This window comes from Paraglaciecola sp. (assembly GCF_039943935.1).
In the GTDB taxonomy this organism is placed as follows: Bacteria; Pseudomonadota; Gammaproteobacteria; order Enterobacterales; family Alteromonadaceae; genus Paraglaciecola.
Genome location: NZ_JBDUZQ010000001.1, coordinates 337,549 through 357,394, shown reverse-complemented (window position 1 = coordinate 357,394; position 19,846 = coordinate 337,549). Strand labels below are relative to the sequence as shown.

Sequence of the window (19,846 nt, the reverse complement as noted above, 5' to 3'; positions counted from 1 at the left end):
TCTTTTCCAAATTCATTAAGAGGCTTACTTAACTTATTGGTTTTATTAGATTTAAAATACATTTTGCACTTTATTACTAGGATCCATATAAAAGGATGAAAATACCAAATCCTACAGCGCAAAAAGGCTGGTGACTAAAAAGTCACCAGCCTATGCCATTTCAGGCTAACAATCTGTGTTTAGACAGATTACTTAAGCTCAACTTCAGCGCCAGCTTCTTCAAGCGTCTTCTTAAGTTCTTCAGCTTCTTCTTTCGATACGCCTTCTTTGATAGCTTTAGGAGCAGATTCAACTACTTCTTTAGCTTCTTTAAGACCTAGACCAGTTGCGCCACGTACAGCTTTGATTACAGCAACTTTGTTACCACCGAAAGATGTCATAACAACATCAAATTCAGTTTGTTCTGCAGCAGCTTCAGCAGCAACAGCAGGACCGGCAACAGCAACAGCTGCAGCAGCAGAAACGTTGAATTTTTCTTCAGCCGCTTCAATTAGTTCAACTAGTTCCATTACTGGCATTTCAGCAATAGCGTTTAAAATATCATCTTTAGTTAGAGCCATTTCTCTAAACTCCTGGGTTTAATGTTAAAAATTTAAATGTACAAAAACGAAAGTTATTTTTCGTCTTTGATCGCCGCCAATACACGCACAAATTTGCCTGGAACTTCGTTGATAGTACGAACGAATTTCTCGGCAGGTGCTTTGAAGGTAGCAAGTAATTTTGCCAACGCTTCGTCGCGGGTAGGTAGTGATGCTACTGCATCCAGTTTTTCTGGACCCAATAAACCACTGCCAATAGAAAGTGCAGTTACGTTTAACTTGTCATTAGTTTTTGCATAGTCTTTAAAAAGACGAGCAGCACCACCAGGTGCTTCAATAGAAAAACCATAAATCAATTGACCAGTTAGCGCACTGTCCATATCAGAAAACTTACTATCAGCTAGAGCGCGTTTTGCTAATGTGTTACGTACTACTCGTAAGTAAACACCTTGCTCACGTGCTTTAACACGAAGATCAGTTAATTCTGCTACTTCCATGCCACGGTATTCAGCGACGGCAACAGATAGAGCTCGAGATGCAACATCGTTAATCTCTGCTACGATCTCTTTTTTTGCTGCTAAGCCTAATGCCACTGAGTTCACCTCTTAAAGTCTGAAACTTCATTTCTTTATGAAATATCCGTTTCAGGATTCACAGATTGATATCATTACTAAGGGGTTAACCTAGGTAAATCCACCGCTCTACGGTGTTCGTTAATCCCAGAGAGTCTGAGTCGAAACCACCGTCTGCGCAGGCTCGCTTTTTAAGTAAGTTGTTTGCGATGTGTAATATCAAAATTACAATCTAGGCGAGTGCTCTCTTACTTCACTCACCAACTTACGCCTGCGGTCTAGGACGGGAGTCTGTCGTTATACTTATCTTGCAACAAGCCTAACTCAGACTCCAACCCATAACCTTTACAGAGAAACAAACAATCAAAAATGATTACTTGCCAAAACCAAACTAATTAAGCTTAAGCGCCTAAAGAAGCTTGGTCTACAGAAACACCTGCACCCATAGTTGTGCTAAGGCTTACTTTCTTGATGTAAGTACCTTTAGCTGAAGAAGGCTTAGCTTTGTTAAGCGCTTCTAATAATGCTGCTAGGTTTTCTTGAATTTGATTTGCTTCAAAAGCGATCTTACCAATGCTTGCATGGATAATACCGTTTTTGTCGTTACGATAACGAACCTGACCAGCTTTAGCATTTTTAACTGCTGTCGCTACATCTGGAGTAACTGTACCCGTCTTAGGGTTAGGCATAAGTCCACGTGGACCTAAGATCTGACCTAGTTGACCAACGACGCGCATTGCATCAGGAGAAGCAACAACAACGTCAAAGTCCATTTCGCCTTTTTTCACTGCAGCAGCTAAATCGTCCATACCAACGATATCAGCACCCGCTTCTTTAGCAGCTTCAGCGTTTGCACCTTGAGTGAAAACAGCAACACGTACGTCTTTACCTGTACCATTTGGTAGTACAGTCGCGCCACGAACGTTTTGATCAGATTTTTTAGCGTCTATGCCAAGATTGATTGAAACATCAATGCTTTCAGCAAATTTAGCAGTCGCTAATTCTTTTAACAAAGTTACTGCTTCGTTAAATTCGTATTCTTTAGTTGAATCTACTTTCTCGGCAATTAGGCGAGCTTTTTTTGATAATTTAGCCATGTCTTATCCCTCTACTACCAAGCCCATGCTGCGTGCAGAGCCAGCGATGGTGTTTACTGCGGCATCTAAACTTGCTGCAGTCAAATCAGGTTCTTTCACTTTAGCAATATCTTCTAATTGCGCGCGTGTCACTTTACCCACTTTCTCAGTGTTAGGACGGCCAGAACCACTCTTAATACCAGCAGCTTTCTTAAGTAAGTAAGATGCAGGCGGCGTTTTAGTTTCGAAGGTAAAAGAACGATCTTCGTAAACAGTAATTTCTACTGGTACTGGAGCGCCTTTTTCTTGAGATTCTGTTTTTGCGTTAAACGCTTTACAGAATTCCATGATATTTACACCGTGTTGACCTAGTGCAGGACCAACTGGTGGACTTGGGTTAGCAGCACCTGCTGCTACTTGTAGCTTAATTAAGCCAGTGACTTTTTTCGCCATGATTAATACTCTCTAATTTGGGTATAACGCCTTGTAAACATTGAGAATGCTCACTCTAACGGCTTCCCTTTCAATAAAATCGGGTCGCGCATTATAGATGAAGTTTTAAACAGGCGCAAGGTTAAATGATATAGAATTTAAATATTTATGCTTACTGAAAGACCACAAACTAAAAAAGGATGCCGTAGCATCCTTTTTTAGTTTTAACATCTGTCAGTGCAGAGTGCTTAAAGAATCTAACGTTAGCCTTTCTCTACCTGTCCAAACTCTAGCTCTACCGGAGTTGAACGGCCAAAGATCAGAACAGACACTTTCAAGCGGCTTTTTTCGTAGTCTACTTCTTCCACTACACCATTGAAGTCTGCGAATGGACCGTCGGTAACACGTACCACTTCCCCTGGTTCGAATAATGTTTTTGGTTTTGGCTTATCCACGCCTTCTTCAAGACGGTTAAGAATAGCGTTCGCTTCTTTAGTTGTGATTGGAGCAGGGCGGTCAGATGTTCCACCAATAAAGCCCAGTACACGAGGAACACTTTTAACCAAATGCCACGAATCTTCATTCATATCCATTTGTACCAATACGTAACCTGGGAAAAACTTACGTTCACTTTTCCGTTGTTGCCCTGCACGCATTTCAACAACTTCCTCAGTCGGTACTAAAATCTCACCGAAAGAGTCTTCCATTTCATGCATTTTAATATGTTCAAGTAATGTTTTTTGAACACGGCCTTCGTAACCAGAAAACGCTTGAACCACGTACCACTTTTTGTCTGACATAGTTTAAATTCCTAATCCGGTTATAAAGGAGACAACTTCAACAATAATCCCGTCTAAGCCCCATAAAATGAGAGACATAACAATGGTTGCTGCCAACACTATCATAGTTGTCGTAGTGGTTTCTTGGCGAGTCGGCCAAACAACCTTTCTTACTTCTGTACGAGAGTCCTTCGCAAAAGCTAAGAAAGTACTACCTTTAACAGTTGTTGAAGCAATAAACCCTGCAATACCGACACCGGCAACAGCTACAAGTGCAATATACAGCACCGAAAGCTCAGGAAAGAAATGGTTGAAAGCTACAACGCCAGCCAACAAACCGAAGACCAACAGCCACTTCAACAAATCTAGAGAATTGGAACTGCTTTCTGTATTTTCGCTCATGCTAAACCCTAATTCTGTTACGCCTTATTGGTTACCCAAATTAGGCTTATCTAATTCAACAACTTGTACGTGTCAAAAATGGCAGGGGTGGAGGGATTCGAACCCCCAACCGTCGGTTTTGGAGACCGCCGTTCTACCAATTGGAACTACACCCCTAAAATATTAATGTATTACCGCAAATTTTAGTCACACTACCCTTGTAGATACATAGATTTTTTCAGGAAAAATTTAGAATCACAAACGGGAGGGTGGCGTATTATACTTATTGGCGAAGCGGATTCAAGCAGAATAATACGCCTACCTTGCCAAGAAGTATAATTAACGATTAAAAACTAAACACAGTACACTTTGTGATAGTAGCTTAGTTAAATTTTCATGAATTAAAAATTACCTTTCCATTAAAAGGTTTACAATAGCTCATCAATGACACTCTGAGTTTATTTAAACATCAACATATTTAGTTCATTAAGCCATTTATTTTGGGAAGATCCCGTTGCACAAAGTATTGGGTTAGCAGCGCTTAGTATTGGTGTCAGCGCTTTTTTTCAAAAAGACGACCAAAAATTACGTTATTTTTTAACAGTCTTCACGCTATTTATGACTGTGCACTTTTTAATGCTTGGACAATGGCCCGGTGCTTTAATGGCATTTTTAGGAAGCCTCAGAAACTATGCATCGAGTAAAACAAATAGTGTAAAAGTGATGTATGGGTTTATATTTTCAGCCTGGGTTTTAGCCATACCGAATATGGAAAGCTTGATTCATCTTCTACCAGTCATCGCCACTACCTTTGGGACCGTAGCCGTATTCAGAATGAAAGGTATACAACTGCGCCTTTTGATGTCAATGGGAACACTATGTTGGCTAACTCATAATTACCTTGTATTTTCAATTGGTGGGGTTTTGGTCGAATCCTTATTTTTAATTATTAATACCCACACAATGTTTAAATTAAGCCAAATTAAAAAGGGGAACTAATTCACACGCCATGCTACAGATTCTCTGTAGGTTAGGTTCAGTAGATTATGGTTAAGTGTGTTCATATTAGTTTTTTCATTGACACAGATATTTTTATTGATATAACCCTTTTGGTTTTTTACTTTCTAAGGGATCTGTATTTTGAATAAGAGCTTGATAACTAATTTGGTAGCATTAACCATACTGCTAGTGGGAATTTTCACCAATTACAGCTTATTAAAAAGCATAGGTATCTTTGCTCTATCTGGGGCAATAACCAATTGGCTAGCGGTACATATGTTATTTGAAAAAGTACCTGGCTTGTATGGCTCTGGTGTTATCCCTAATCGCTTTGAAGAATTTAAGCAGAGTATTCATAATTTGATTATGAGTGAATTTTTTACACAATCTAACATTGAGCGGTTTGCCACTAGCAAGGGAGAAAATGGTATAAATCTATCGCCAATCATTGCAAAAATTGATTTATCACCGACCTTCGATTCATTAATAGAAGTAGTGCAAGCGTCCTCTTTTGGGCAAATGCTAGGAATGTTTGGCGGTACTGAAGCATTAGAGCCAATGCGCCAACCCTTTGTAGAAAAAATGTCAGAGGCCGTTGTGAAAATCACTCAATCAGATAATTTTAAAGGTTTATTACAGGCGCATCTAACGCAATCTGACACACAACAAACTATACAGCAGAACATTACGACAGTTGTTACACAAAGACTAAATGAATTAACACCAGCAATTGTCAAAGACATAGTGCAGAGAATGATTAGACAGCACCTAGGCTGGCTAGTGGTTTGGGGCGGCGTGTTTGGGGGAATAATAGGTCTAATCGCAGCACTGTTAAATATCTAATCTTAGCAATTCAGAAGGGGCTTGGGCTGATAAATGAAATTGGCTTCTGAGAGTGCGGATGTGTAATTGTGATTTCCACGGCATGAAGCAATAGCCGTGCAGCTAAACCTTGAGTCTCAACTGAACCATACAAATCACACCCTAAAATTGGATGCCCAATAGCCTGACTATGAAGTCTTAATTGATGTGTTCGCCCCGTTAAAGGGGTAAATTGCACTCTAGTTCTTGATGGCCCGGTTAACCTTTCAAGTACCTGGTATTTAGATCTAGCCTCCTTCCCCTCTTGATTGCAAATTTTTAGCCTGGGAAACAAGGCCGCATCTTTTGCAATAGGTAAATTAATCACACCCTCTTCATTGCGTAAATGCCCTGCTAAAATTGATTCATAACGCTTAGTAACGGTTCGAGCTTGAAATTGCTGAGTCAAATTAGCGTTAACTTGTTTGTTTTTAGCTAATAACATGACCCCTGATGTCCCAAAATCCAAACGATGAGCTAATGTGACCGTTGGATAATCTTCAACTAATCGATAATGAACTGAGTCTTTGTTTTTAGGGTTTTTACCAGACAAACTTAATAATCCACTTGGCTTATTAATTACCAGTAGAGATTCATCTTCGTACAAAATAGATATCTCTTCGTGGCAATCCGGAACAATAAAATGATCGACTAAATCAACGCTGACTTTTGTTTTAACGCCTTTTACATTCATAATTTTTAGTATTTTTCCCAGTATATACACGACATAAACTTCTAAAGGTATTAATACTATGCAACTCGATAAACGATCGGATTTCGAATTTAACAGTTGTTAACACTGCCATATCTCAGTCAAATAAATTTACACAATATTTACATTCTCATCACATAAAAAATATAACCCACTGAAAAATATGAATAAAAATAAGTGGTATCAAAAATGCTAATCCATAGTCACTCTAAGTGTTGTCGCTCAACTTACATGGGTACTTGAGCTTATTAGGAGTACGTTAAGAAACAATTCATTATATGGTGATTAATATGAAATTCAAAACAACAACAATTGCTTGCGCTGTAATAATACAATCTGTTATCGCTTTGCCAAGCTATGCAACCTTGTCAACTAGTTACTCTTTTAACGGTAATGGTAACTGGTCGTTAGATGGCTGTGGTAGTAATGATACACCTACATGCTCAATTGATGCGATAGTTCCAAATGGCTCAACAGTAGAAGCCGCTTTTCTATATTCGACAAATTATGTAACAAACCTTATTCCAACTGTTAGTTTCGATGGCACTGTCTATTCTGGAGCTGATTGGACGGCATTGGGCCCAAATGCCTCTACAAGTTTCTTAGAGGCTTTTAGAGTAGATGTCACTGCACAGGTGGCAGCAACCATTGGGAGCGGAAGTGCTGCCCCATACTCTTTTACCGTTGATAGTGAAACACCTAATACCTCAATAGATGGTGAAGTATTAGCTATTGTCTATAGTAATCCTTCAGAAGTATTGCGTACTATTGCCTTTTTAGATGGCTCAAGCTCTTCTGCAGGGGACTCAGCGTTTATCTCATTGGCAGATCCATTGACTTCTGCTGACTTATTGGACCCAAATTTTGAAGCCAGTTTATCTTTGGGAATTGGGTTTGGTTTTCAAGGTAATGATAACAGTCAAAGCTCTACAGTAGATGTAAATGGTAGCACTTTAACTACCTGTGCCGGCGGTAGTGATGATGGAATTGAAGCGAATGGAGGCCTTATAACTATTGGCGGCATTGGTGATAACGTTGCCAACGACCATGATTGTAGTGCGCTCAATGGTGACGACGAACTTTACTCACTTGATAGTTTTTTAAGTGCAGGTGACAGCTTGATAACTATAGATACACTTAATCCTTCAAATGATGACAATATTTTCTTTGCAGGATTAAATATTACGGCTGATGCAACTATTAGTGAAAACCCAGTAACAGAGGTACCCGCACCTCAGGCTTTAACGTTACTAGGTTTAGGATTACTAGGATTAGGTTTTAGAAGTAGAGCTCCAAAATAATAGCAATAATTTCTAAGCACTCTGTAATTCGGAGTGCTTTCATTCAATCCCAATAAAGCCACCGGTTTGGTGCTCCCATAACTTGGCATAAATTCCTTTTTTAGCAATTAATTCATTATGTGAACCTTGCTCGACTATACGCCCTTCATCCAGTACTAAAAGCCGATCCATTTGAGCAATAGTTGATAACCTATGAGCAATAGCCAATACAGTTTTATTTTCCATTACCTTATCTAAGCACTGCTGAATCGCGACCTCTACTTCTGAATCAAGCGCTGAGGTGGCTTCATCTAAAATAAGAATTGGTGCGTCTTTTAACATGACTCTGGCTATGGCAATGCGTTGACGCTGGCCACCAGATAATTTAACGCCACGCTCGCCAACATGGGCGTCATAACCTACTCTTCCCTGCAAATCCGTTAGGTTCTGGATGAATTCATGTGATTCAGCTTGTTCAGCGGCCTTGAGCATATCTTCTTCACTTGCGTCTAATCGACCATACAATATATTATCTCTCACAGAACGATGTAGTAGCGAGGTATCTTGCGTCACCATACTGATGTTTGCTCGTAAGGTTTCTTGTTGTAGTTGGCTAATATCCTGACCATCAATTTTGATACTGCCACTTTGAATATCATAAAAGCGTAACAACAGGTTCACTAACGTTGATTTTCCAGCACCTGAACGCCCAACCAAGCCCACTTTTTCTCCTGCTTTAATTTTAATATCCAAGTCATTAAATACAGTTATGGGCAAGTCATTGGCACCTTGGTAACCAAAATTAACCATATCAAAATGAATTTCACCGCCTTTCATTTTAAGTGGCTTAGCATCGGGAATATCTTTCACCGCTACAGGCACAGACAAACTATTAATGCCGTCTTGTACAGTACCGATATTTTCAAACAGTGATGACACTTCCCACATAACCCACTGAGACATACCATTAAGTCTTAGACATAAACTAACAGTTATCGCAATTTCACCCGGAGTAACCAGCTCTAACATCCATAAGTAAATGGCCAAAGCACTGATACTAAAGACCAACAAAGCATTACTAAACCAAACACAAGCATACAGCACTGTTACGAGTCGCATTTGTGGATAGACACTTTTCAAAAAACCTAACATGCCGTCTTTAGCATATTCGGCCTCGCGACTGGTATGAGCAAACAACTTAACTGTGGTGATATTAGTATAACTATCCACAATCCTTCCAGTCATCATAGAACGTGCATCTGCCTGCTTTTGAGAGACACGCTTAAGCCTGGGTATTAAGGTGCGTAAAATCACCATATATATGAAAAACCAAACAATCAATGGCGCGCTTAAACGCCAATCTGCTGTGAATACCAAAAATACTATACTGATGAAATACACACTAACATAAACCAAAATATCTAAGGTTTTCATGACTGTTTCACGGACAGCCAGCGCAGTCTGCATGACTTTAGTTGCCACTCTTCCAGCAAATTCATTTTGAAAAAAACCTAGGCTTTGACCTATTACATACCTATGCGCCTGCCAGCGAATTCTCATAGGAAAATTTCCCATCAAACCTTGATGAGACAATAAAGACTGAGTAATAACCAAAGCAGGCAACACCAGAAGCACCAATAGCCCCATCCAAATCAAATTACCCTTTTCTGTTTCAATAAAGGTATCTCTGTCGCTTACAGCGAGCCAATCCACTAACTGGCCTAAAAAACCAAATAGAGAGACTTCAAGGGCTGCAATAGCGGCTGATAAAAACGATACGCAAAAAATAGCTGGCCACATGCCTTGAGTATAATAACGACAAAAAGCGAAAATGGTTTGAGGTGGTTGCTCTGGATGAGCTGCCGGAAACGGGTTAGTTAACCGTTCAAAAAATGCAAACATGGAGACATTAAACCTTGGAGTGACAAAAACTTATAATTTGACTTAACCTAATAAGCACTAGTAATACACTATATCATCCTCCCAAGCTCAACATTAAATATTTCTGAGTGTTGTCATTAGTAAAGATGTAAACGTCATCAAGTTAATATGTTGAAGTAACAACGGTCCCAATCAATTTTGTACCAACGCACAAATTTCTACGACTGACTAAATAACTTTCCTGAATACTAATTAGTGTGAGTTAGGCAACAACCCACCAATACTAGGATCAAAAACATCATTAAGCGCCTAAAAACTTATAGAAGAATTTCACCACCCAAAAACAACAGATTCCAATTTGAATTAAGAAAAACACAAAGCGAATCTGTACAGCTAAGACACTAGTAGAAATTAAGTGAGTGATTGATTGCCCAAGCCGTGCAGCCAGTAAAAACCAAGCTAGCCCATTAGTGATAACCGCAGAATTTGTAGCCAATGCCAATAACATTAATCCGCCATTAAATGAAAAACTCTCTACACAATTTCCCATCGCTCGGCTTAAACGCTCTCCAAATGGAGGGGAGTCCGACCCATCTGATTTAAATCCATTCGGCTCTTTTTGCTTTTTCATCACCAGTAAGGTTCGGTAAATAGCAATGAATATCAAAAGGAATAGAATCCAAGAAATGTAACCTAATAAAGAAAATATAGTGTCATTCATATGCAGCTCCTCACTCGAAAAATTATACAGTACTGTAACGCAGCCATTAAAATTAACCAACTCACTTATAGTAGTAACGAAACTAACACCACTACAATGACGCGGTTTAAAAAAGTCGGTTGATAAAAAGCAATTGCCATATAGACATAATCATATTACTGACAACTGCTAGAACACGTCAAAGTTCAACAAAAATGCTTATCATCAGCTATATCAACACTTGATTTAAAGTTATTTCTGTTTACATTATCATGACCGGTTGCTTGATGGAGTATGGTTATTATTGTGAAAATGTTTGTTACAGATATAAAACTAAAATACTGTCTTGCTATTTTGCTCACATCAATAATAAATACTCTCGTAGTGGCTGCTCCTGTTGTGCCCACCCATTTCACACACTTATCAGTTCAAGATGGATTATCTCAGGTGACAGTATCCGATATCATTGAGGATAATATTGGCTTTATGTGGTTCTCAACTCAAAGTGGTATTAATCGATATGATGGCTACAACTTTGTAAATTATAAAAAAGACCAAAACCTCGATGGCTCAGGACCAATGGGCGACTATGTTTATAAGATGGCTCTTAACAAAACAACTGGAGATATCTGGGCTGCTAGCTCTAGAGGCTTGAGTCGATACGAACAGAAATATGACCGCTTTATTCATTACCCTTTAATTGACTCCGAAGGGCTACAACATCATTTTGTAGCAACAATTGTATACGATAGAACGGGAAAACTATGGGCGGGCACTAATCTAGGGTTATTTGAATATAACCCAGAATCAGATTCATTCATTCATGTTGAATTAAACCAAAGTGCTAAATTTCGAATACAAGACATTGAACAGGATAGAAATGGTGTAATTTGGCTTGCTACCAGCCAGGGGTTATATGCATTTAGGGAAGATAGGCCCCTATATACGATACCAGAGTTAGAAGGTGTTGAAATCTCAGATATCGAACTTATTAATCAAAACCAAATATGGTTTTCAACCAATGGGAAAGGCATTTACGCAAAACAAGACAATACAAACTTACAGCACATTATTCAACCATTGAAAAAACTGTCCTCAGAACTATCCAGTCCTTCTGTTTCTTCAATTAAACAAATTCGCAATGGTGATATATGGATAAGCACATTAGGCGGCTTAACAATTACCGGCTCAGAAAAGAATTCTGAAATCATCAATTTGAAACACAGCAAAGAAAATAATAGCTTACTTAGCGGTCATCAAATGAGTCGCACCTTTGAAAGCCAATCAGGATTGATTTGGCAAGGAACATGGCGTTCGGGGTTTTCTAAGTTTGACCCTAGCAGTTTACAATTTAAAACCCTACTTGCCGGTAATGAAAAATCAACCAGAGGAATGACGAAAGATAATCAAGGTAATATATGGTTTGGCACCCCAGAAGGATTATGGAAAAGAGAACTGTCTGGAAAAATCGCTGGCCCATGGACATTTGAAGATAGAAAAAATGATGTCGAATTTATAGAGTCAAACATGATCTCATCTATAGCTTACTCTGCATCTTCAGATACAATCTGGATTGGGACACGAACCGGCTTAGCTTACCTTAAAAGAAACCAAGAGCATTTAAAGTATGTAAAAACTATGCAAGGCACGAGAATTTACACTTTAAGTACAGACAAAATTGGAGACCTTTGGTTAGGGAGCTTTAACAATGGATTAATTTATATAGATGGAAAAAATCACAAAATAAAAAAACAATGGTCAATGGGAAGTGTTACTAAAATTTTATTAGATGCTGATGGCTTCGTCTGGGTTGGCACAATGGAAGGATTGTTAAGGATAAATAAACACACTGGAGAAGTCTTAGATTTGTATGCCGCTAACAGGCTCCCAGCCAATCGCAGTCCCCGTATAGTTACCTGGATTTCGAAATCAAAACATGGACAACACTATTGGCTAGGCGCCCAAGGATCTGGCATTATAGAGTTACATTACGATGAAGAAATAGGTGACTTTAAATTTCAACAAGTGGCACCAGGATCGCACTTATCGACACTAGCAATAGGTGGCATAGAGGAAGACAGTAAAGGCAACCTTTGGGCCAGTACCATTGAAGGTATAGTGAAAATAGACCCAAGCTTAGAAAACCTAGAATACTATAACGATAGTCATGGTGTAAAAACAGAAGGGTATTACATCAATCACAGTTTAACTAATATTGATTCAAAAATATTTTTTGGAAGCCCTTCAGGTATCACTTACTTTAGCCCAGAAAATGCCTCTCAATCAAAGTGGAATCCAGCTGTTGTGTTCACTAAGCTGTCGATATTAGGTAATCGTAGTGCCAATACTCAAAATGAACTCCCCACTCATCAACTTCAAATTTATCAGACTAAAGAAATAATTTTACAACCTGAAGACCTTGTATTTAGTATTGAATTTAGCTCACTTGACTTATCTGCTCCTAAGTTTAATCAATATAAATATAAATTAAGTGGGTTTGATACAGCTTGGAATACCACTAGCTCCAAAAATAGGATGGCAACATATACAAATCTAGATGCCGGTAGCTATACATTAATGGTTAAAGGAACTAACAAAGACGGAATGTGGAGTGACCAAATTGGTGAGGTAACAATTACCGTTGTGCCTCCATGGTGGCTGACTATGTGGGCAAAAACACTTTGGATAAGCATAACTGTGGCTTTGCTGATTGGCTTTTATCGAAGAAGAGTTTATGCCTTTAAGAAACGTTCGGAGCTGTTATCAATTCAAGTAGAAGAGCGAACTGCCGAGTTAGAAGCGATGAATAGAAAGTTACTAACATTATCAACAATTGATGACCTAACAGGCCTTAAAAACCGAAGAGATTTTAGAAATAATGCATTGCAAGAATTATCGCGATTTAAAAGAAGCGGGGAAGCATTTTGCATATTGCTTATTGATATCGATTATTTTAAACAAGTCAACGATATCAATGGCCACCTTTGTGGTGATAAAGTGCTTGTTGAAACCGCGCAACTTATGCAAAATCATATTAGGCAGCAAGACTTTATAGCTCGCTGGGGGGGGGAAGAATTCATTATGATGATAGTAAATTCTGACGCCAAAAAAGGTAAAAAGGTTGCCGAAAAAATAAGGTTAGCTATCGCTGACAATATAGTGAAATATGAGGAACAAGAAATTCGTATTTCAATCACTATAGGAGTCAGCCAAATTTATGCAAATGAAGAGCTAGATGTCTGTATAAATCGCGCCGACAAAAACCTTTACCTAGGTAAAAATAAAGGTAGAAATATCGTGATATCAGATTACTAGCAAATTTACCGTGCCTCCCTTTACAGCAACCTTCCAATACCTTGACTAACATCATGCAACGAACAATATAAACCACTACACCTAACTCTATACGATGGTAATCGAGGCAATGAGATAGCTTAGCTTAATTTTCTAGCCTTAAACTTACGGCCTTTGAGTTTACCTTCGTTAAACTGCTTAAGGGCACGTTTTACACTTCGAGTTTTCACAGCAACATAAGTGTGCATTGCGGTAACATTGATTTTACCAATATCATCAAACACAATGTCAGCGTCTTTAGTTAAGGCTCCTATAATATCACCTGGGCGAAGTTTGCTCTTTTTACCACCATCAATACAAATGGTTTCATATTCGGGCTGGATCAACCGGTTAGCATGAAAACGCAAAGCCTGAATACCCGTCCATTTAATTTTAGATTTTTGATAGTCCTCGATGGCATTAGCTCGATGCACTTCTTTGGGTGAACATATGGTTAATGCTAAACCTTTCGCGTCGGCACGGCCCGTTCGGCCAATACGGTGAATGTGCACTTCAGGGTCTGGCGTAACTTGGTAACTGATTACCGCGTTCACTTCTTTTATATCTAAACCTCGAGATGCCACATCGGTCGCAATTAACACAGATACACTTCGATTAGCAAAACGAGTAAGAACTTGGGTACGCTCTCGTTGTTCTAAATCACCATGCAGAGCAAGAGCCGATACCCCAAGCTCTCTCAGTTCGTCATAAACTTCTTGGCAAGCAATTTTGGTATTGCAAAAAATGATCGCTGACTCTGGTTGATAATGACTTAACATGGCGGCAACCGCTTTTACTCTATGAGCTTCTTCTACTTCAAAAAATAGCTGTTCAATTTTACTAGTTTCATGAGTAGCCTCGACACTTACCTCAACTGGGTTACGCTGCACATCCTGACTAATTTGTGCGATTGTATCTGGATAAGTCGCTGAAAATAATAATGTTTGTCTCTCAAGAGGGACAGCTTCAATGACTTTTGCCATTTCAACTTCAAAGCCCATATCTAGCATACGGTCAGCTTCATCAAGCACAAGCGTGTTCACTTCGCTCAAATCCAAACGCTGACGAAAAAGGTGATCCATAATTCGCCCAGGTGTGCCCACTACAATATGCGCTCCATGTTCTAACGAGCCTATCTGTGGCCCCATAGGAGTGCCGCCGCATAAAGTGAGAACTTTGATATTATGAATACCTCGTCCTAGGGTACGGATCTCTAACGCTACCTGCTCAGCTAGTTCTCGTGTAGGGCACATCACCAAAGCTTGGACTCTAAACCGCTTCACTTTAAGGTTATGTAGTAAGCCCAAGCCAAAAGCAGCGGTTTTACCGCTTCCTGTTTTAGCTTTAGCTACCACATCTTTACCTTCTATGATGGCTGGTAAGCTCATTGCCTGTATATCAGTCATCTCTTTGAAACCCATGGTTTCTAGGTTATCTAGTAAGGCATTATTTAAGCCTAATGAAGCAAATTCTTTATTCAAAATATTCTCTTTAGTTACACAGTTTTTAATTACAAACTGCTGTGGCGATCTTTTTCAATACTTTCATCTAACACTTGCAGTAATTCTGCACGGGCTTTTAATTTAGTTTGATGATGAGCTTTCATGTCTAACTTAGTCATGGCTTTTGCAATAAAACTAACTGTAGGTAAGAACTCCTCTTCGGATACCACTTTATCTAAAAATCCTGCAATCACAGCGTCTTGAGGCGATACCATTTCGGCTAAAATCACAGACCGATTAAAAAACACTGGCGCTAATCTGCCTCTCGCTAATTCTACCCCAGCGTGATGCATAGTCATACCAATAGCCACTTCATTTAAACCGATTTTAAACGGCCCTTCTACTCCAATACGGTAGTCAGCAGCCAATAATAAAAATGCTCCTTTAGCTACTGCATGGCCACCACACGCTACCAAAACAGGAAACGGAAAAGACAACATGCGTTTAGTGAGGCTAGAGCCTTTAGCGACTAAAGCCATAGCAGCTTCCATACTCTCACCCATGACTTTTAAATCATATCCACCAGATAACATTCCCGGCTGCCCCATTAATACAACTACAGCTTTATCTTGTTCGGCTTGATCTAAGGCTTGATTTAACTCATCAATAACTTGATGTGATATGGCATTTACTTTGCCATTCTGAAGTGTAATTGTGGCTATATTGTTCTCTATGTGACATGTGACTAGGTTGCTCATAATACTCTCTCATCGGTAAATGGTTATTGTTTCAAATGACTAGGTTGATGTGTGCATATGGGAAGCAAATAGAGCGTAAAGAACAACTCATAAATATTCATATCAAACTATCATTTTAATTAACAGTAGAGGTCCCTTACCTATTGAGAGTCAAGCCAAGTCAACTTTCGAGTAGAATGCCGTTTAACAATCTCATCCACCACACCAGACTGTTTCATATCCTCTATGTGTAAATTAAATTCGGGCAACCTTTGCAACCAAACTTTACTTAACATCAGTGCTATGGACTCTTGCGCTACATAGTCAGGCGTGCGATGTAAAGTATTCATATCAGCAATATTATTTCGCAACCATTCAGTTCTAAAATCATCAACTAACGTTAGGTCACACCTACCCGTCATCATAATTCTGACAATAGGCGCACCCAGTGAAACATTAAGTCTTTTTAATGTTTTTTGCTTCAGAAAAGGTTCAATCACAGGATGTATGAAGTTATCTCTAGTACACACAGTTCTACCTTCAACCCAATTACTTAAAGAGCCGGTACTTTCAAAAGGACGAGTTGAATATAAGTATTCAGCATAGACATAAAAGTCTTCACTAAATAACACCTGCTCTTGAATTGATACCCAGCTCTTAGCTAAAAAAGTGGCATTGTAATTACCGTTTAAGATATTTTCTTCCAGCTTATTTCTGGGTGTAGAAATAAACTCAACGTTTAATCCCATACGCCTGCCGAGCTCTTCAGACAAATCTATCAAAATGCCTAAATAACGTTCATCACTAGGATTAAAGTACACAAAAGGGGGCTCTTGAGCATGAAGGACCCCCACTTTAAAGACATCATCGTTACTGCTAGCAAACACATTGACAGCACTCAGCATTACAAAAATGCTAGACACTAATGCCCAACTAGGGATTCGGAAAATATATTTACTCATATCTAATTCAACTGAACCTACAATGCAATTTTATTGCTAAATTCAACTTTTATCACCCTGATATTTTGATGTAAGTTTGGCCTAAAATAACTTAACTTGATGATAGGTAACTAAGAAAAACCTAACTTATTTTCCAAGCTACAGATTGCCCCGCAAAGAAAGGAACAATCGCTTCGCCACTCGGTAAAGTCACAGTGTCTGGCACTGACCAAGCCTCTTTCACTAACGTCACTTTAGAGGTGTTTCGAGGCAAGCCATAAAAGTCTGCACCATGAAAACTTGCAAACCCTTCAAGCTTATCTAGTGCATTTAACTCTTCAAATACTTGAGCATAAAGTTCTAACGCACTCCACGCGCTGTAACAACCTGCGCAACCACAGGCATTTTCTTTAGCATGCCTAGCGTGCGGGGCTGAGTCTGTGCCCAAAAAGAATTTATTAGAGCCACTAGCTACCGCTTCTCTCAGAGCTTGTTGATGCGTACTTCTTTTTAAAACGGGTAAGCAATAATTATGAGGTTTTACGCCTCCTACAAGCAGATCATTACGGTTTAAGAGTAAATGTTGTGGCGTGATGGTAGCTGCTAAGTTAACAGAGCCAGCTAAAACAAACTCAGCAGCATCTCCTGTAGTAATGTGCTCAAACACAACTTTTAACGAAGGAAAATCATCAACTATCTTGCTCATATACTTATCAATAAATACTTTTTCACGGTCAAAAATATCTATATGACTTTCTGTTACTTCACCATGAATAAGCAGCAATAAGCCTTGTTTTTGCATTTCTTCAAATACTGGATAGAGGGCTTCTATGCCTTTAACCGCTTGTGCTGAGTTAGTCGTTGCCCCAGCCGGATACAATTTTGCTGCAACAACTCCCGCCTCTTTTGCATCAATAATATCTTGTTTAGACGTTTGATTAGTCAAATACAAAGTCATCAATGGCTCAAAGTTACTACCTTGTGTTCGAGCAGCTAGAATTCTTTGTTTATATTCCATAGCTAATTTAGCATTAACAACTGGCGGCACTAAATTAGGCATCACAATCGCCCTTGCAAAACACCTAGCCGTAGCAGGCACAGTTTCGCCTAACATATCATCATCTCTAAAATGTAGATGCCAATCATCTGGGGTTGTAATAGTAAGTTGTTGCATAACCTTGCCTAAAATAAAGAGGAGTATAATTAATCTACATATTATGCCTTAATTTATGCTCTAAAGCCTCTGCGTGTATTCCCTTTTTTACATTATTCCTAACTGACATATAATAAGCCGTATCTGGACATAATAAATTGCTGATTTTCAAAAGAAATTAAAGCAAAATAGATAGATTCTAAATTTATTAATATTATGGAGCTGGTGTTATGCCTGCAGCCATTAGCCTGCTTAATCTTATCCCAAAAGATAAATTAAACCCCTTCAAAACATTTATCATCAAAACTCTTGATAAAGCTCTAGGTATTTCACAATTAAACGAACTGTATTTAAAAACTCGTCTTCAAGGAGTGGATAAAACCACTTTCGCAAAAGGTCTACTGGATACACTTAATATTCAGTTAGAAGGCGTTGCAGGTCTGCAAGCTAAGATTCCTAAAGAAGGACCTGTTGTGATTGCTAGCAATCACCCTTTTGGCGGAATAGAAGGAGTAATTTTAGCATGGGCAATTGAACAAGTTCGACCCGATATTAAAGTGATGGCTAACCAGGGTCTTAAAATATTTCCTGAATTGCAAGACTACTTTATCTTCACTAATCCTTTATCAGAAAATGACCCTAAAAATGCGCCGTCTATACGTCAGTGTTTAAAGCATGTGAAATCTGGTGGAGCATTATTATTGTTTCCAGCAGGTAGGGTGAGCTACTTCCATAAAGATACAAAACGAATTGCGGACCATACCTGGAACAGAATTGTTGCCAGTATTGCAAGCCGTGCCAAGGCACCGTATGTCCCAGTCTTTGTAAGTGGTTTAAATAGTCCTCTTTTTTATCGTTTAGGTAGAATTTACTATCGTTTACGATTACTTATGTTGGCCCGAGAACTTACCAACAAGCAAAATGCAAAAATTAAGGTGTCGGCAGGCTTCCCAATAGAAGAAAAACACTATGCCAAAGATGCTGACTTAACATGTCGTACAGAGTTATTCAGAGCACAAAGTTATTTGATTTCACCTGAATATGAAAAATCCTGGCCTGCAGATCCTGTAACCCAAATGCAACCTCTGGCAGATGAAGTTCCCTATCATGAAGTGCTAGCAGAAATTGCCAAGCTACCGCCAGAACATCACCTGTTAGATCACAAAGATTTCTCTGTTTATTATGGGTATCAAAAACAATTGCCAAAAACGGTAGACGAAATCGCTCGCCTAAGAGAAATGGTATTTCGAGAACACAATGAAGGCAGTGGGGAACCTAGGGATACCGACCACTTTGATGCAACCTATATACAACTCTTTGTCATTAAAAAAGACACAGGGCAAATAATAGGTGCTTACCGAATGGGGCAAACAGATAAATTATTGGCAGACGGTAACTTAGAAAATCTCTACCTTCACCGTATGTTTGATTTTGGTCCAGAGTTTGTCAACCGCCAAAAGCCTTGTTTAGAGATGGGCCGCTCTTTCTTAATTCCTGAATATCAACGAAGCTTTCAAGGGTTATTTTTACTATGGAGAGGGATTGGCGCCTACGTATGTAAATACCCTCAATACCGAACTCTATACGGAACGGTATCAATAAGTAAATTATACGACATGCGCAGCGTGGCAGTGATCGAACAAGCTATGGTTACCACCACAAATAATGTGGCTCGCAGATACCCATACTCTTACAACTTTCATCCGGAGTTTACAGACTTTGCTAAAAAGTATGGACTTAGAGATCACCTTACCTCGCTATTAAAGACAGTTGAAGCAGATGGTAAAGATATTCCTGTTTTACTGAAACACTACAATAAATTAGGTGCGGTATTCCACAGTTTAGGTGTTGATAAAAGTTTTAATGACACACCAGGCTTGTTACTCAGTGTTGATTTACCATCAGCACCAGAAAAGTTACTAAAGCTGTATTTAGCAGACGGTTGGGAAGATTATAAAAAGGCAGTCAAACCCGAAGAGTAGCGATAACAAAAAAGGGCTTAACTAGGTAAATAGTTAAGCCCTTTAC

At 39.0% G+C, this 19,846-nt stretch carries 18 protein-coding genes and 1 tRNA gene; 5 read left to right on the top strand and 14 right to left on the bottom strand.

Features of this window, described 5'->3' with window-relative positions; genetic code table 11:
• Positions 1-188 precede the first annotated feature (188 nt).
• The 7 genes from rplL to ABJD71_RS01555 form a co-directional block, all read right to left on the bottom strand.
• The gene (gene rplL / locus ABJD71_RS01585) at positions 189-560 is read right to left on the bottom strand and encodes a 50S ribosomal protein L7/L12 (protein WP_133471472.1); all 372 of its coding nucleotides are present in this window, start codon (positions 558-560) and stop codon (positions 189-191) included.
• A gap of 53 nt (positions 561-613) precedes the next feature.
• Complete coding sequence (gene rplJ, locus ABJD71_RS01580) at positions 614-1,132, bottom strand: 50S ribosomal protein L10 (protein WP_133471471.1); 519 nt, start codon at positions 1,130-1,132, stop codon at positions 614-616.
• A 380-nt stretch (positions 1,133-1,512) separates the two neighbouring features.
• Positions 1,513-2,208 carry a 50S ribosomal protein L1 gene (gene rplA, locus ABJD71_RS01575; protein WP_348112720.1) on the bottom strand — a complete coding sequence of 232 codons (696 nt, stop codon included), beginning with the start codon at positions 2,206-2,208 and terminating at the stop codon, positions 1,513-1,515.
• A 3-nt stretch (positions 2,209-2,211) separates the two neighbouring features.
• The gene (rplK, locus tag ABJD71_RS01570) at positions 2,212-2,640 is read right to left on the bottom strand and encodes a 50S ribosomal protein L11 (protein WP_348163463.1); all 429 of its coding nucleotides are present in this window, start codon (positions 2,638-2,640) and stop codon (positions 2,212-2,214) included.
• Positions 2,641-2,882: 242 nt separating this feature from the next.
• On the bottom strand, positions 2,883-3,419 hold the full coding sequence (nusG, locus tag ABJD71_RS01565; RefSeq protein ID WP_133471468.1) for a transcription termination/antitermination protein NusG: 537 nt from the start codon (positions 3,417-3,419) through the stop codon (positions 2,883-2,885).
• Between the two features lie 3 nt (positions 3,420-3,422).
• The gene (gene secE / locus ABJD71_RS01560; protein ID WP_348163460.1) at positions 3,423-3,800 is read right to left on the bottom strand and encodes a preprotein translocase subunit SecE; all 378 of its coding nucleotides are present in this window, start codon (positions 3,798-3,800) and stop codon (positions 3,423-3,425) included.
• A 79-nt stretch (positions 3,801-3,879) separates the two neighbouring features.
• A tRNA-Trp gene (locus ABJD71_RS01555) sits at positions 3,880-3,956 on the bottom strand.
• A gap of 291 nt (positions 3,957-4,247) precedes the next feature.
• Here ABJD71_RS01555 and ABJD71_RS01550 point away from each other — a divergent pair.
• Both ABJD71_RS01550 and ABJD71_RS01545 read left to right on the top strand, forming a co-directional pair.
• Positions 4,248-4,778 (top strand): YgjV family protein, encoded by a 531-nt coding sequence (locus ABJD71_RS01550; RefSeq protein WP_348163508.1) that lies wholly within the window; start codon positions 4,248-4,250, stop codon positions 4,776-4,778.
• Positions 4,779-4,919: 141 nt separating this feature from the next.
• Entirely contained in the window at positions 4,920-5,621 is a 702-nt protein-coding gene (locus ABJD71_RS01545) for a DUF445 domain-containing protein (RefSeq protein WP_348163457.1), read from the top strand.
• Between the two features lie 10 nt (positions 5,622-5,631).
• Here the strand turns inward: ABJD71_RS01545 and ABJD71_RS01540 are convergent, their stop codons facing one another.
• A complete protein-coding gene (locus ABJD71_RS01540; RefSeq protein WP_348163454.1) occupies positions 5,632-6,333 on the bottom strand; it encodes an RluA family pseudouridine synthase in 702 nt (233 codons plus the stop codon).
• 308 nt (positions 6,334-6,641) lie between these two features.
• Between ABJD71_RS01540 and ABJD71_RS01535 the strand changes: the two genes are divergently transcribed.
• On the top strand, positions 6,642-7,652 hold the full coding sequence (locus tag ABJD71_RS01535; protein WP_348163452.1) for a hypothetical protein: 1,011 nt from the start codon (positions 6,642-6,644) through the stop codon (positions 7,650-7,652).
• Positions 7,653-7,691: 39 nt separating this feature from the next.
• On the opposite strand, the gene ABJD71_RS01530 is transcribed toward ABJD71_RS01535, so the two are convergent.
• Both ABJD71_RS01530 and ABJD71_RS01525 read right to left on the bottom strand, forming a co-directional pair.
• Positions 7,692-9,533 carry an ABC transporter ATP-binding protein gene (locus tag ABJD71_RS01530; RefSeq protein ID WP_348163450.1) on the bottom strand — a complete coding sequence of 614 codons (1,842 nt, stop codon included), beginning with the start codon at positions 9,531-9,533 and terminating at the stop codon, positions 7,692-7,694.
• Between the two features lie 280 nt (positions 9,534-9,813).
• Positions 9,814-10,233 carry an MAPEG family protein gene (locus tag ABJD71_RS01525; protein WP_348163449.1) on the bottom strand — a complete coding sequence of 140 codons (420 nt, stop codon included), beginning with the start codon at positions 10,231-10,233 and terminating at the stop codon, positions 9,814-9,816.
• Between the two features lie 291 nt (positions 10,234-10,524).
• On the opposite strand from ABJD71_RS01525, the gene ABJD71_RS01520 reads away from it, so the two are divergent.
• Positions 10,525-13,527 (top strand): diguanylate cyclase, encoded by a 3,003-nt coding sequence (locus tag ABJD71_RS01520; protein WP_348163505.1) that lies wholly within the window; start codon positions 10,525-10,527, stop codon positions 13,525-13,527.
• A 119-nt stretch (positions 13,528-13,646) separates the two neighbouring features.
• Here the strand turns inward: ABJD71_RS01520 and dbpA are convergent, their stop codons facing one another.
• From dbpA to pyrC, 4 genes are all read right to left on the bottom strand, one after another.
• On the bottom strand, positions 13,647-15,026 hold the full coding sequence (dbpA, locus tag ABJD71_RS01515) for an ATP-dependent RNA helicase DbpA (RefSeq protein ID WP_348163447.1): 1,380 nt from the start codon (positions 15,024-15,026) through the stop codon (positions 13,647-13,649).
• Between the two features lie 29 nt (positions 15,027-15,055).
• A complete protein-coding gene (locus tag ABJD71_RS01510; protein WP_348163444.1) occupies positions 15,056-15,745 on the bottom strand; it encodes a crotonase/enoyl-CoA hydratase family protein in 690 nt (229 codons plus the stop codon).
• Between the two features lie 140 nt (positions 15,746-15,885).
• Positions 15,886-16,686, bottom strand: coding sequence for a transporter substrate-binding domain-containing protein (locus ABJD71_RS01505; protein ID WP_348163441.1), 801 nt, complete (start codon positions 16,684-16,686; stop codon positions 15,886-15,888).
• Positions 16,687-16,807: 121 nt separating this feature from the next.
• The gene (pyrC, locus tag ABJD71_RS01500) at positions 16,808-17,839 is read right to left on the bottom strand and encodes a dihydroorotase (protein ID WP_348163438.1); all 1,032 of its coding nucleotides are present in this window, start codon (positions 17,837-17,839) and stop codon (positions 16,808-16,810) included.
• A gap of 209 nt (positions 17,840-18,048) precedes the next feature.
• On the opposite strand from pyrC, the gene ABJD71_RS01495 reads away from it, so the two are divergent.
• A complete protein-coding gene (locus ABJD71_RS01495; RefSeq protein ID WP_348163436.1) occupies positions 18,049-19,800 on the top strand; it encodes a lysophospholipid acyltransferase family protein in 1,752 nt (583 codons plus the stop codon).
• Positions 19,801-19,846: the final 46 nt, after the last annotated feature.

Excerpts from the sequence above, each read along its gene's own strand:
- rplL (WP_133471472.1), bottom strand. The coding sequence starts at position 560 with ATGGCTCTAACTAAAGATGATATTTTAAACGCTATTGCTGAAATGCCA.
- rplA (WP_348112720.1), bottom strand. The coding sequence starts at position 2,208 with ATGGCTAAATTATCAAAAAAAGCTCGCCTAATTGCCGAGAAAGTAGAT.
- rplK (WP_348163463.1), bottom strand. The coding sequence starts at position 2,640 with ATGGCGAAAAAAGTCACTGGCTTAATTAAGCTACAAGTAGCAGCAGGT.
- nusG (WP_133471468.1), bottom strand. The coding sequence starts at position 3,419 with ATGTCAGACAAAAAGTGGTACGTGGTTCAAGCGTTTTCTGGTTACGAA.
- secE (WP_348163460.1), bottom strand. The coding sequence starts at position 3,800 with ATGAGCGAAAATACAGAAAGCAGTTCCAATTCTCTAGATTTGTTGAAG.
- ABJD71_RS01540 (WP_348163454.1), bottom strand. The coding sequence starts at position 6,333 with ATGAATGTAAAAGGCGTTAAAACAAAAGTCAGCGTTGATTTAGTCGAT.
- ABJD71_RS01535 (WP_348163452.1), top strand. The coding sequence starts at position 6,642 with ATGAAATTCAAAACAACAACAATTGCTTGCGCTGTAATAATACAATCT.
- ABJD71_RS01530 (WP_348163450.1), bottom strand. The coding sequence starts at position 9,533 with ATGTTTGCATTTTTTGAACGGTTAACTAACCCGTTTCCGGCAGCTCAT.
- ABJD71_RS01525 (WP_348163449.1), bottom strand. The coding sequence starts at position 10,233 with ATGAATGACACTATATTTTCTTTATTAGGTTACATTTCTTGGATTCTA.
- ABJD71_RS01520 (WP_348163505.1), top strand. The coding sequence starts at position 10,525 with ATGTTTGTTACAGATATAAAACTAAAATACTGTCTTGCTATTTTGCTC.
- ABJD71_RS01510 (WP_348163444.1), bottom strand. The coding sequence starts at position 15,745 with ATGAGCAACCTAGTCACATGTCACATAGAGAACAATATAGCCACAATT.
- ABJD71_RS01505 (WP_348163441.1), bottom strand. The coding sequence starts at position 16,686 with ATGAGTAAATATATTTTCCGAATCCCTAGTTGGGCATTAGTGTCTAGC.
- pyrC (WP_348163438.1), bottom strand. The coding sequence starts at position 17,839 with ATGCAACAACTTACTATTACAACCCCAGATGATTGGCATCTACATTTT.
- ABJD71_RS01495 (WP_348163436.1), top strand. The coding sequence starts at position 18,049 with ATGCCTGCAGCCATTAGCCTGCTTAATCTTATCCCAAAAGATAAATTA.